This is a genomic window from Pseudoxanthomonas sp. P4_B2, assembly GCF_056402315.1.
This window is the reverse complement of sequence record NZ_JBFUHQ010000002.1, coordinates 348,186-361,126: the sequence shown is the minus strand read 5'-3', so window position 1 is coordinate 361,126 and position 12,941 is coordinate 348,186. Positions and strand designations below refer to the sequence as shown.

11 protein-coding genes are annotated in these 12,941 nt (G+C 64.4%); 6 read left to right on the top strand and 5 right to left on the bottom strand.

From position 1 onward, the window contains the following. Position 1: 1 nt before the first annotated feature. The 3 genes from bioF (at position 2) to bioC (ending at position 2,970) form a co-directional block, all read left to right on the top strand. The gene (gene bioF / locus AC1DTQ_RS06115; RefSeq protein WP_477848637.1) at positions 2–1,198 is read left to right on the top strand and encodes an 8-amino-7-oxononanoate synthase; all 1,197 of its coding nucleotides are present in this window, start codon (positions 2–4) and stop codon (positions 1,196–1,198) included. Between the two features lie 25 nt (positions 1,199–1,223). Continuing rightward, positions 1,224–1,988: a pimeloyl-ACP methyl ester esterase BioH gene (gene bioH / locus AC1DTQ_RS06110; RefSeq protein ID WP_477849138.1), complete on the top strand. Its 765-nt coding sequence runs from the start codon at positions 1,224–1,226 to the stop codon at positions 1,986–1,988. Between the two features lie 100 nt (positions 1,989–2,088). Continuing rightward, complete coding sequence (bioC, locus tag AC1DTQ_RS06105; protein ID WP_477848636.1) at positions 2,089–2,970, top strand: malonyl-ACP O-methyltransferase BioC; 882 nt, start codon at positions 2,089–2,091, stop codon at positions 2,968–2,970. 94 nt (positions 2,971–3,064) lie between these two features. Here the strand turns inward: bioC and AC1DTQ_RS06100 are convergent, their stop codons facing one another. The 3 genes from AC1DTQ_RS06100 to AC1DTQ_RS06090 all read right to left on the bottom strand — a co-directional run bounded on the left by AC1DTQ_RS06100 (position 3,065) and on the right by AC1DTQ_RS06090 (position 5,144). Then, complete coding sequence (locus tag AC1DTQ_RS06100; RefSeq protein WP_477848635.1) at positions 3,065–3,493, bottom strand: ketosteroid isomerase-related protein; 429 nt, start codon at positions 3,491–3,493, stop codon at positions 3,065–3,067. A gap of 83 nt (positions 3,494–3,576) precedes the next feature. Beyond that, on the bottom strand, positions 3,577–4,188 hold the full coding sequence (locus tag AC1DTQ_RS06095; protein WP_477848634.1) for a YdcF family protein: 612 nt from the start codon (positions 4,186–4,188) through the stop codon (positions 3,577–3,579). Then, entirely contained in the window at positions 4,185–5,144 is a 960-nt protein-coding gene (locus tag AC1DTQ_RS06090) for a pyridoxal-phosphate dependent enzyme (RefSeq protein ID WP_477848633.1), read from the bottom strand. The genes AC1DTQ_RS06095 and AC1DTQ_RS06090 overlap by 4 nt, the downstream gene beginning before the upstream one ends. Positions 5,145–5,316: 172 nt before the next feature. Between AC1DTQ_RS06090 and AC1DTQ_RS06085 the strand changes: the two genes are divergently transcribed. The 3 genes from AC1DTQ_RS06085 (at position 5,317) to AC1DTQ_RS06075 (ending at position 9,160) form a co-directional block, all read left to right on the top strand. Continuing rightward, positions 5,317–5,940: a hypothetical protein gene (locus tag AC1DTQ_RS06085; protein ID WP_477848632.1), complete on the top strand. Its 624-nt coding sequence runs from the start codon at positions 5,317–5,319 to the stop codon at positions 5,938–5,940. A gap of 414 nt (positions 5,941–6,354) precedes the next feature. Beyond that, positions 6,355–8,244, top strand: a complete 1,890-nt coding sequence (gene mnmG, locus AC1DTQ_RS06080) for a tRNA uridine-5-carboxymethylaminomethyl(34) synthesis enzyme MnmG (protein WP_477848631.1) — start codon at positions 6,355–6,357, stop codon at positions 8,242–8,244. 388 nt (positions 8,245–8,632) lie between these two features. Further along, on the top strand, positions 8,633–9,160 hold the full coding sequence (locus AC1DTQ_RS06075; protein ID WP_477848630.1) for a DUF4189 domain-containing protein: 528 nt from the start codon (positions 8,633–8,635) through the stop codon (positions 9,158–9,160). Between the two features lie 81 nt (positions 9,161–9,241). Here AC1DTQ_RS06075 and AC1DTQ_RS06070 read toward each other — a convergent pair whose 3' ends face one another. Next, positions 9,242–11,602 carry a Tex family protein gene (locus tag AC1DTQ_RS06070; protein ID WP_477848629.1) on the bottom strand — a complete coding sequence of 787 codons (2,361 nt, stop codon included), beginning with the start codon at positions 11,600–11,602 and terminating at the stop codon, positions 9,242–9,244. Between the two features lie 232 nt (positions 11,603–11,834). After that, the gene (locus AC1DTQ_RS06065) at positions 11,835–12,932 is read right to left on the bottom strand and encodes a winged helix DNA-binding domain-containing protein (protein WP_477848628.1); all 1,098 of its coding nucleotides are present in this window, start codon (positions 12,930–12,932) and stop codon (positions 11,835–11,837) included. Positions 12,933–12,941: the final 9 nt, after the last annotated feature.

Below are 12,941 nucleotides of genomic sequence, written 5' to 3'. Positions count from 1 at the left end.
CATGCGGCCCGACCTGCGCGAACGTGTCCACTCTTTGCGCAAACTGCGCATCGCCCAGGGTCGGGTGCGCGTGCGCCGTACCATCACCCGCCGCGACGGCGTGCGCGTGGAGGTCGACGGCCGCTGGCTGACCGAGTTCTGCAGCAACGACTATCTGGGCCTGTCGCAACAGTTCGAAGTGGTCAGCGCGCTGCAGGATGGCGCCGCACGCGATGGCGTTGGCGCGGGCGCTTCGCATCTGGTCAGCGGCCATCACGCCGCGCACGAAACCCTGGAGCGCGAAATCGCGCAGTGGCTGGGCTACTCGCGCGGGTTGCTGTTCGGCAGCGGATTCCTGGCCAATCTGGCCGTGCAACAGGCCTTGCTGCAGGAAGACGGCGATGTCTGCGTGCAGGACCGGCTCAATCACGCCAGCTTGCTGGATGCGTCGCTGCTGGCAGGGTGCAGGCTGCGGCGCTATCCGCATGCCGATGCCGAAGGTGCGCTGCGGCAACTCAAGCATGCGCCCGAAGGCGCGGCGATGCTGGCCACCGACGGCGTCTTCAGCATGGACGGCGATGTGGCGCCGCTGCGCGCGCTGACCCTGGTCGCGCGCATGCAACAGGCCTTGTTGTACGTGGACGACGCGCATGGCGTCGGCGTGCGTGGGCCGGAAGGGCGCGGCAGCGTGGCCGAAGCCAATCTCGGCATGACCGAAGTGCCGCTGCAGTTGGTTACCCTGGGCAAGGCGCTGGGCGGTTATGGCGCGGTGGTGGTGGGCGACGACGTCCTCATCCAGCACCTGTACGAAACCGCGCGTCCCTACATCTACACCACGGCACTGCCGCCGGCGCAGGCCGCGGCCACGCTGGTGGCGGTCAAGCATGCGCGCCGCGATCAATGGCGGCGCGAGAAACTGCAGGGGTTGGTCGGCCGTTTCCGGACCGGCGCGCAACGCTATGGACTTGAGCTGTTGCCCTCCGATTCGCCGATCCAACCGGTCATGTGCGGCGACGATGCCAGTGCGGTCGCCCTGTCGTCCGCGCTCGAGAACGCGGGCTATCTGGTCACCGCCATCCGTCCGCCCACCGTGCCCGAAGGCAAGGCGCGCTTGCGGGTGACGCTGTCCGCCTTGCACATGCCGGCCGAAGTGGATGCCATGGTCGAAGTGCTGGCGCGTTCGCGCGACGCCATCCAACGCGTGCGCGGCGCCGCCTGATTCTCGGTAGGCATGGGCGATGGCGTTGCATATAGAAATCGTGGGCGATGGCCCGCCGCTGGTGTTGGTGCACGGTTGGGGATTACATGGCGGCGTGTTCGCGCCGCTGGTCGATCGTTTGTCCGATCGCTTCCGCATGCACCTGGTGGACCTGCCCGGACATGGTTACAGCAGCGAAGACCAGACCCCGCTGACGCTCGAAGCCGCCGTTGCCGAAATCCTGGCGCATACGCCGCCTGCGGTCTGGCTGGCCTGGTCGTTGGGGGGGCTGTTCGCCTTGCACGCCGCCTCGGTCTCTCCGCAGGTGCGCGCACTGGCGCTGATCGCGGTCACGCCGCGATTCGTGCGTGGCCAGGATTGGCAGTATGCGGTGGAAGCTTCGGTGTTCGAGCAATTCGGCAAGGATCTTCAGCAGGACTACAGAGGCACGCTGGAACGGTTCCTGGCTCTGGATACCATAGGCTCGGAACACGCGCGTGCCGAGCTTCGCACGCTGAAGGAAAAGCTCTACGCCCGTGGCGAACCGTCGCCGCGCGCGTTGCAGCAGGGCCTCGTCTTGTTGGAGCAAAGCGATCTGCGCGGGTCGTTACCGGCATTGTCGATTCCCAGTCTGTGGATCTCAGGACATCGAGATCGCCTGGTATCTCCAAGCGCCATGCAGGCCGCCGCCGCGCTGACGCCGGACAGTCGCCACGTGGACATCGCTGGCGGCGGGCATGCGCCCTTCCTGGGTCACGCCGATCAAGTTGCCGATGAAGTGCGCGACTTCATGACGACCCTTCCCCCGTAGGAGCGACGTGAGTCGCGAACTAGGCTCGCGTGAATAGCGTCTATTCGCGACTCACGTCGCTCCTACGATTTGCATTCGAGATTGCATCAGAATCCCCTCAATGAGCACTCCTTTCGACCACCGCCAGATCCGCCGCGCCTTTTCGCGTTCCGCTTCCAGTTACGACGCGTCCGCCGCTCTGCAGCACGAAGTCGAAAAGCGCCTGCTCGAATCGCTGGACTACTTGGGCGAACGCACGCCGCAGGTGGTGCTGGATGTAGGCAGCGGTCCGGCGCATGCGGCCGCGGCGATGCGCAAGCGTTGGCCGCGCGCGCAAGTGTTGGCGCTGGACCTGGCCTTACCGATGCTGCGTGAGGCGAAGAAGCACGCGGGCTGGTGGAAACCTTTCGCGCGGGTGTGCGCCGACGCGCGCGCGCTGCCGCTCGCCGACGGCAGTGTCGATGTGCTGTTCAGCAACCTGTGCCTGCAGTGGGTGGAAGACCTGCCAGCGGTGTTCGCCGGGTTCCGGCGCGTGCTCAAACCCGACGGCCTGCTGCTGTGCTCCACCTTCGGACCGGAAACGCTGATCGAATTGCGCGACGCCTTCGCCGAAGCCGATGCGGCGCCGCATGTCAGCCGTTTTCCACCCATCGCCCAGTTCGGCGATGCGCTGCTGATGTCCGGCTTCCGCGACCCGGTGCTGGACCGCGATCGCTTCACCCTGACCTACGACGATCTGCCCGCGCTGATGCGCGAGCTGCGCGCAATGGGTGCGACCAATGCCTTGCAGTCGCGCAGGCATACGCTGACGGGCCGTTCGCGCTTCGCCGCGGCCAGCGCGGCCTACGACGCCTTCCGCCGCGAAGACGGAAAACTACCGAGCACCTGGGAAGTGATCTACGCCCATGCCTGGGCGCCGCCGCCGGGAGCGCCGATCCGCGGGCAGGGCGAGGAAATCGCCGCGGTACCGCTGTCGGCGATACCGATCCGTCGGCGCGAGTGAAGGCGCGCCGCTCTTGTAGAGCCGAGCTTGCTCGGCTGCTCTTGCTGGTCGTTTAAAAGCAGCCGAGCAAGCTCGGCTCTACAAGGCTGAAGGATCAGGCCGAAACCTGCGCGATCCAGTCCGGCAGGTTGTAGTAGTTGGTCACCCGCGCAATGCGATCTTCGCGGATCTCAAAAAAGGCGCCGCCGGGTAGCACGTACTTCTGCCCATTGGCGGGCGGTAGGCCCTCGTCGGTGCTGTGGTATTCGCCATGCACCACGTACTCGGCCGCAGCGCGGTCACCGTCGATCGTGGCCAGCACGATGATGTCGCGCAGTTGTTCGCGGTAGCTGGAATTCATGCGGGCCAGAAACACCGCGAAAGCATCGCGCCCAAATTCGCGCCCGCCCTGATTGAGGTCGTGCACCACATCCTCGGTCAACAGCGTAAGCATGCCGTCCCAGTCGCCGCGGTTGAAGGCCGCGTAGTAGGTCAGCACCAGTTCGGTGGCGCGATCCTGCTTGCGATTGCCATCGATTTTCATGGACGGGATCCCCCCTGGACGCGTAAACGGCGATTCATCATAGCGCCGACACCCAATGACGGCATGCCTACGGAGTTCGCGGACTATCGGGATTCCACGAACAGATCGCGGTGGAAGAAATACACCTCCTGCAGCAGGAAGCGTTTGCGCGTCTCGAAGCTGCGGAAGCGGCTGGTGGGCGTGGACGACCCCAGCGCGTCGATGCCCATTGCCCGTGCCAGCCGCAGCGCGCGCGCCATGTGCAGCGGATCGCTGACGATGAGGGCGCGCTTGAAATTGTGCGTCTTCATCAGCGCCGCCGCCTGCTGCAGGTTCTGCCGAGTGGTGCGCGATTCGGTTTCGATCAGGATCGCTTGCGGCGGCACACCCCGTTTAAGGGCGTAGCTGCGCGCCACCTGCGATTCGGAGAAGCGGGCGCCGTTGCCGAAACCACCGGTGAAGATGAGCTGCTTGGCCAGGCCGCGCTGATACAGATCGATGCCGTGGCGTATCCGTTCCTTGAACACGGGCGAAGGATTCCGGTCGTAAGCGGCGGCGCCCAGGACGATGATCACATCGGCGGGCGCGGCCTGGTCGCGTTCGCCGACCCAAACGATGTAAGACGCCACCCCCACCAGCCAAAGCACCAACAACAGCAATAGACGCCAGGCCCAGCCCAGCACCCCACGCCGCTTGCGATCTCGACGCCGGCTCACGCGTCACTCCAGGGCAGCGCGTCCAGGTCGACGTTGCCCCCGGACAGCACCACGCCGACCCGCCGTCCAGCGAAGCGCGTTGGGTATTGCAGCACCGCCGCCAGAGCGATGGCCGAGGAGGGTTCCACCAGTTGTTTGGTGGTCTGCCAGAGCAGACGCATCGCTTGCAGCGTGTCGGTATCGCGCACCGTCAGCACTTCCACTGCGTGTCGCCGCAGCAGTTCGAAATTCGGCTGTCCCACGGCGGCGCGCAGGCCGTCGCAAATGGTGTCGGGAACGAAATCGGCGAGGCGCTCACCGGCGGACAAGGAACGCGCGGTGTCGGCGGCGCCTTCCGGTTCGGCCAGCACCACCCGGCAATCCGGCAACAGCGCGGCCGCTGCGATCGCGGTGCCAGAGGCCAGACCGCCGCCGCCTACCGGCACCACCAGCACTTCCAGCGCTTCTACGGCATTGAGCAATTCCAGCGCCGCCGTGCCTTGGCCGGCGATTACCCGCGGGTTGGTGTAGGGATGGACCAGGACCGCGCCGGTTTCGCGCTGCACCTGCAGGCACTTCTCTTCGCGCGCGGCGATGTTGGCCGCGCAGGTGTGCACGATCGCGCCATAGCGTCTGATCGAGGCCAGCTTGGCGGCCACCGCGCCGTCCGGCACCACCACGTGGCAGGAGATGCCACGGGTTTGGGCGGCCAACGCTAGTGCGGCGCCATGATTGCCGGAGGAATGAGTGACCACGCCTGCGCGCGCCTCTGCCTCGGAAAGCGCCCATACCGCATTGCATGCGCCCCGGAACTTGAACGCACCCACGCGCTGCAAATGCTCGGCCTTGAAGTGCAGCTGCGCCGACGCGAGCGCATCCAGCGAGCGCGAGCGCAGCACCGGTGTGACGTAAGCATGGGGGGAAATACGAGCGGCGGCGGCCAGAACGTCGTCGAAGCAAGGCAGGGAATCGGGCATACGCGAAAGATTAGCGTATTACCCCATCGCTCTCGGACCCACTGAGAGGCGAGGGGCGATCGCGCCGGTCGAGCATATGAATGGAACCCAGTGTATCTAGCGATAGCCGGCCGAATTAAGCACCGATTCAATGCGGCGGGCAGATTCTGCCTATATGAACCGGGGGTACACCATGAAACTGCGTCTGTTGACCGCACTCTTCGCCACCGCCGCGCTTAGCGGCTGCGCGACTTACGACTATGCCGGCGGCAGCGCACCCGGTGGCTATTACTATGGACGGCCTTCGGTGGAGTACTACGGACCCTACGGCGGAAGCTACGGCTACGGCTCGTATGGATACGGTTCGTACGGCTACGGCTACGGCGGCGGCTATGGTTATGGGTACTCCCCGTACAACTATGGCTACTACGGCGGTTATTACCCCGGCGGTTACTATCCCTACCACCCCTACCGTCCGCATCACCCGCGCCCGGACGACGACGACGACCGGCCACCGAGCGAGGGCGGGCGTCCGCCTCCTTGGCGCCGTCCCGACGGTCGCTACCAGGATTCGGGCCAGGTGATGATTCCACCGCGCAACGGTATTCCCCAGGTCCCCAGCCAGCCCCAGGTCCGCAACGAAGGTGGCCGCTACCCTGGTATGCGGGTACGGCCGGAGGGTGGCGACCGGCCCCCGCGAATGTCGAATCCTTCGCAACCGCGCCCGATGGAAAGATCGCGGCCGATCGAGCGCACCGAGTCCGCCCCGCGCGCCGAGCGTCGCGAAAGGGTAAGGACAAGAACCGAAGAACCCTGATCGTTGCCACGGGTTGCCCCAACGCCGCAGGCTTGTCATGACCGGTTGACCGGTTGCGTCGCTTATTGACGTGATTGGAATGACAAGCCTCTATGTCGACGTCCGGTGGGGAAATCTGGATCCCCCCTGTTCCGGCCCTGCCGGACGTCGGCGCTCACGCAAAAGCCCGGCCATGCCGGGCTTTTTGTTGGATTGGCCGCTGGATGCAAATAAAATGGGGCCGGTAGTCCCCCGACTACCGGCCCCGGCGCTCCCCCGCAGTGCACATGGCTGGCCCCTGTTCCAATTACCAGCCTGCGCCCCTGGTCGCTTGCCACGACGGGTGCAAGAGGGATATCGCAGAAACCGTGCCAACTTTTCCGCCCTCGCGCGGCCGCATTAGGTCGTCCGGAGCCGCAGTGCCAAACTGAGCCCATGAACGCTTCCTTCCACCACTACGACGTCATCGTCATCGGCGGCGGCCACGCCGGCACCGAAGCCGCCTTGGCGTCCGCGCGCGCCGGTGCGCGCACCCTGTTGCTCACCCACAACGTGGAAACCGTGGGCGCGATGAGCTGCAATCCGGCCATCGGCGGCATCGGCAAGGGTCATCTGGTCAAGGAAATCGACGCGCTGGGCGGGGTCATGGCGCACGCCGCGGATCTGGCCGGCATCCAGTGGCGCACGCTCAACGCCTCGAAGGGTCCGGCGGTACGCGCGACGCGTTGCCAGGCCGATCGCTCGCTCTATCGCAGCGCCATCCGCCGCATCGTCGAAGCGCAACCCAACCTGACGATCTTCCAGGCCGCGGTCGACGACCTGGTGATCGATAACAACCGCGTGCGCGGGGCCATTACCCAGACTGGTCTGTGTTTCGATGCACCGTCGGTGGTGCTGACCGCGGGCACCTTCCTGGCCGGCAAGATCCACGTCGGCGAAACCCAGTACGCCGCCGGTCGCGCCGGCGACCCGCCCGCCACGGCGCTAGCGCACAAGCTGCGCGAAGGCTTGTTCGTCGTCGATCGCCTGAAGACCGGTACGCCGCCGCGCATCGATGGTCGCTCGCTCGACTATTCGGTAATGGAGGAGCAGCCCGGCGACAATCCGCTGCCGGTGATGTCCTTCGTCGGCGATGCCTCGCAGCATCCGCGTCAGGTCTCGTGCTGGATCACTCACACCAGCGAACGCACCCACGAAATTATCCGCAACGCGCTGCACCGTTCGCCGCTGTACAGCGGCCAGATCGAAGGCATCGGCCCGCGCTACTGCCCCTCCATCGAGGACAAGGTCGTACGCTTCGCCGAGAAGGCTTCGCACCAGATCTTCGTCGAGCCAGAAGGCCTCGAGGTCGCCGAGATCTACCCCAACGGCATTTCCACCTCGCTGCCGTTCGACGTGCAATTGGAGCTGGTGCGCAGCATCCGCGGTATGGAGCACGCGCACATCACCCGGCCGGGCTACGCCATCGAATACGACTTTTTCGATCCGCGCGGTTTGAAATCCTCGCTGGAGACGAAGGCCGTCGCCGGCCTGTTCTTCGCCGGACAGATCAACGGTACTACCGGTTACGAGGAAGCCGCCGCGCAGGGGTTGATCGCCGGGCTCAATGCCGCGCGCCTGGTGCAACAGAAGGAGGCGTGGTGCCCGCGTCGCGACGAGGCCTACATCGGCGTACTCATCGACGATTTGATCACCCACGGCACCAAAGAGCCGTACCGCATGTTCACTTCGCGTGCGGAATACCGTCTGCAGTTACGTGAAGACAATGCGGACCTGCGTCTGACCGAAATCGGCCGCGGCCTGGGTCTGGTCGATGAAGCGCGCTGGCAGAAGTTCGATACCAAGCGCGAGGCCATCGAACGCGAGAACGAGCGCCTGCGCGCGGTCTGGGTAACGCCGGGAAATGCACTCGGTCGCGAGGTCGAAGCGACGCTAGGCATCGCGGTCAGCCGCGAAACCACCGTGCTGGACATGATCAAGCGCCCGGAACTGGATTACGCCAAGCTGGTTTCGGTGCCTTCGATCGGCCCAGGCGTGGAAGATGCCAAGGTCGCCGAACAAGTGGAGATCGGCGTGAAGTACTCCGGCTACCTGGACCGCCAGCGCGAAGAGATCGAGCGCCAGCAGCGCAATGAGGACACCGCCATTCCCGCCGGTTTCGATTACGTCGGCGTGCGTGGCCTGTCTTTCGAGGTGCTGCAGAAGCTGGAGCGGGTGCAGCCGCAGACCATCGGTCAGGCGCAACGCATTCCCGGCATGACGCCTGCGGCGATTTCGTTGTTGCTTGTGCACCTGACTCGTGCGCGACGTAGTCGCGTGGCTTGATGAAACGAAACGCAGGAGCGACGTGAGTCGCGACTGGACATGCGTTGTCCATTGATGCCGCGAAACATCTAGTCTTTTCAGTCGCGACTCACGTCGCTCCTACGCAGCTATCGATTTTCGGCACGAGCGGATGCGACCGCCAGCGCTATTTGCTGGTTGCGGCTTGATCGATGCCCACTCCGAATGGAGCGAACATTGCTCGCCGCGCTTCGGGGAGCAAAAGAGCCGGCGGGCAATGCCCGCCCTACTCACAATTACGTCGTTGCTGGCCGGATCGTGTTGATTACTGAAGGCGGACAAAGCAGAATCCTGGCCACGCCGACGTTTCAGGACGCCAAGTAGGACCCGGGCGAGCCGCGTGGCGACATCAGCAAAGGAAGTGCACGACATGAAATGGATTTTATTTTCCGCGTTGGCCGTAGCCAGCTTTTTCCCGCGTCTCGCTCAAGCGCAGGACGGACAGCCGAGCCCGCATTGCCCAGACGGATATGTGATCGTCCATGACGAGCAAGACGAGTCGGAAATATCGGACCGGAACGGCAATATATGCGTGCCTGCGGACAGGGCGAGCGATTGGGACTACTGGGTTGCAGAGAGAACCAGAGACTTCTGGGCAACCATCGCGTACAGCAGTGTGGGTTCAGAACTTTTCGCGTCCTGGGACCAATACGGCGAGGATCAGGCCAGGAAAGTTGCGCTCGAAACCTGCAAGAAGGGCCTCAAGGAGAAAAAAATAAAGGCCAAGTGCCTGATATTGGGCTCATGGGCGAATGGAGACGGGGTCGTTTCCCAGGGCGATAGCGGCAAATATTTTCTTGGCGAATCGGAAGAATCTGCGTTGGCAATCTGTAGGGGCACGACCTCAAATTGCACGATCGCGTGGGGAGTGAAGAGCTACGGCACCGGGAATAGATAGAACTAATCCGCCAAGCGGCCTGGCTGGCGCATGAGGGGAAACTTGCCGTAAATCTACCCGCGACATTCGCGCAGCATCGACTCAGGAACCACCTTTTGCGCGCGCGAACGCCGCCGCCAACGCGTTGTTTGCGGGGAGTTGCTGTGATCTGACCGCAGGCGTGGCGGATCTGGGCTGTCGCTGGTCGGGCTTTGCACTGCGCGAGGATCCGGCGTCGCGTCGCAAGGTGTCCTGGGGTGGCTTGGCTACCGGAGCATCCTCCAACCGCCGCGTCAGCGCAATCCGCTTGCGCGGAATATCCACTTCCAGCACGCGTACCTTGACGATGTCGCCGGCCTTGACCACGTCGCGCGGATCTTTCACGTAGGTATCGGACAGCGCCGAAATGTGGACCAGGCCGTCCTGGTGCACGCCGATATCGACGAAAGCGCCGAACGCGGCCACGTTGGTGACCACGCCTTCCAGGATCATGCCGACCTTGAGATGCTTGAGATCCTCCACGCCCTCGGCGAAGCGCGCGGCCTTGAACTCCGGACGGGGGTCGCGGCCCGGTTTCTCCAGTTCCTTCAGGATGTCGCGTACGGTGGGCACGCCGAACTTCTCGTCGGTGAACGATTCGGCTTTCAGTCCGCGCAGATAACCGGCATCGCCGATCAACTGTTTCACCGCGCGTCCGCTGTCCTTCACGATGCGCTCCACCACCGGATACGCTTCCGGGTGCACCGAAGACGCGTCCAGCGGCTCGTCGCCATCGGCGATGCGCAGGAAGCCGGCGCACTGTTCGAAGGTTTTCTCGCCCAGACGCGGCACCTTCAGCAATTCACGGCGGCGCTTGAAAGGCCCGTTCTGGTCGCGATGCAGGACGATGTTCTCCGCCACCGACGAAGACAAGCCGGACACGCGCGCAAGCAGAGCGGCCGAAGCGGTATTCACATGTACGCCGACTGCGTTGACGCAATCCTCCACGCGCGCGTCCAGCGCGCGCGCCATGCGATAGGGATCTACGTCGTGCTGGTATTGGCCCACGCCTATCGCCTTGGGTTCGATCTTCACCAGTTCGGCCAGCGGATCCTGCAGACGGCGTGCGATCGAAACCGCTCCGCGCAGGCTCACATCCAGCTCCGGAAATTCCTTCGCCGCCAGTTCCGAGGCGGAGTACACCGAGGCGCCGGCTTCGCTGACCACAATCTTCTGCAGCTTCAGTTCGGGGTGCTTCGCGATCACTTCGCCGGCCAACTTGTCGGTTTCGCGCGAAGCGGTGCCATTGCCGATGGCGATCAGTTCCACGCCATGCTGGACGCATAACTTGTGCAACGAATGCAGCGACTGATCCCACTGCTTGCGCGGTTCGTGCGGATAGATCGTGTCCGTCGCCACCACTTTGCCGGTACGGTCGACTACCGCGACCTTGACGCCGGTGCGGATGCCCGGATCCAGACCCATCACCGTGCGTGCGCCCGCGGGTGCCGCCAGCAGTAGGTCCTTGAGGTTGTCGCCGAAAATGGCGATGGCCTCGGCTTCCGCCTTCTCCCGCGCCTGGCTGAACAAGTCGAGCAGCAAATGCAAATGCAGTTTGGCGCGCCAGGTCATGCGGCAACTATCCAATAGCCAGCGGTCGGCGGCGCGGCCCTGGTCGCTGACGCCAGCGTGCAGCGCTACGCGGCCGTCGCCGTATAGATGTCCGGCTTCCGCATCCTTGCCCGGATCCAGGTCGAGATACAGGATTTCTTCCTTGCGCGCGCGGAATAGCGCGAGCAGCCGGTGCGAAGGAATCTTCGCCAGCGCTTCGCTGTGTTCGAAGTAGTCGCGGTACTTCGCGCCGGCTTCTTCCTTGCCCTCGGCCACGCGCGCGCGGATCACGCCGGCTTCGCCCAGCCAGTTGCGCAGCTCTCCGACCAGGGACGGATCCTCGCCCCAGCGTTCCATCAGGATCGCGCGTGCGCCGTCGAGCGCGGCCTTGCTATCGATTACACCCTTGTCGGCGTCGATGAAACCGGCGGCGAAGGTTTCCGGCACCTGGGTGGGATCGGCGAGCAGGCCGTCGGCCAGCGGCTCCAGGCCGGCCTCGCGCGCGATCTGCGCACGGGTGCGACGCTTGGGCTTGTAGGGCAAGTACAGATCCTCCAGCCGCGCCTTGCTGTCTGCGGCTTCGATCTCGGCGCGCAAGGCGTCGCTCAGCTTGCCCTGTTCGTCGATGCTGGCCAGCACGGTGGCGCGGCGTTCTTCCAGCTCGCGCAGATAGGTCAGGCGCGTTTCCAGATTGCGCAACTGGGTATCGTCCAGTCCGCCGGTGATTTCCTTGCGGTAGCGCGCGATGAAGGGAACGCTGGCGCCTTCGTCCAACAATGCGATGGCGGCCAGGGCTTGCGCGGTCTGAGCGCCGATTTCCGCAGCGATGGTGCGGGCGATGTGCTGGGCGAGCTGCTTTGGAGTGTCCTTCATTACCTTATTCGAATTCATGAGTGGCAGGCCTCGATTGTGGCGGTCGCGGCGCGCGGGGGAAACCCGTTGACAGGAAAAGCAATTGCAGGTTTCGCAAATTCACAGCCGATGGCCCAGGAGCGGCGAGGGGGCAGCGTTCCGCTGCGAGCTTTGCTGTGATCGCCGGCTGTACGAAAAGCTCGCGGCGGAACGCCGCTCCCACCATGAATGGAGCCGAGGATCCAGGTCTTTCTCAGAACTGTTGCTCCAGTGGTTTCAGCTGCACCGGCAAACCCATGAACTCACCGTAGCGATGCGCGACCTTACCCAACGCCTTCAACTCACTCTTGAGTAAGGCGCGGAACGGCCTCAGTTCCACCGTCAGGCCGACCTTGTCGATGCTGCGCTTCCAAGTGCCGACGATGCGTCCGCCGATCACGATGCCGGCGTTGAACAGACCGTTGATGCCGATGACCTGCGGGCTGAAGCGCGCTTCCACCGCCTCGCTGCGATCCTTGTAGGCGACCAAGTATTCGTCGAACGAAGGCAGCAGATGCGGATCGCCGGCAATAGCATCCTCCGATTCGTGCTCTTCACCCGAATGCAGGTAGAGTCGGCCACCGATGACCTCCTGGGCCAGATCGTCCGCAGCCAGTTCGATGCCCAGCTGCACGTCCTTGACCGTCAAACCCGACCACCACGCGAAATCCTGCAGCGTTGCCGGACCATGGCTGTGGAAATAGCGACGCGCCAGTTCCGCCAGCGCCTGCTCGCGCTCCATCGCGCGGTGGGTGGAAATCCATTCGTCCAGCAGCACGAAGGTCGGTTGCTTTTCGGCGCGCGGACCCAGACAGAGCAGGCCTTCCTGCGCCAGACGCCCGGTGATGTGGATGCCGCGCTGCCGCTCGGTAACGATGCCGGCGCTATCGAGCGCCGCGTACACCTCACTGCGCGTCAGCCGCTGCCCGCCCCGCAAGGCTTTCACCAGGACTTTGCGGCTACGGCTTAGCACCGTGTCGTCCAGCTCGAACTCGCGCAGCAGTCGCGCCTTGTTGGCAGCGATCACGCGCGGGGTCATCAACGCCGACATCCAGCGCACATCCTCGGCAGCAACGAAATGCAGCGTGCCGCGCATCGGCCAGGTACGGACGATGCGGCGATCGGCGATCGCCTGCTCAACCGACTCCAGAGTCGCGCCCTGCGTGCGCAAGCCGATGGCCCATAGCGCGGCCGCATAGTCTTGCGCCTGCATCGCGCCCAGCCAGGCGACGACTTCGGCCGGCGATCCCAATTTTCCGCTGGCGATGCGTTGCCGTTGCAGGCGCAGTTGCGCGATCCGGGAAATCTTCATCGTGCGTCC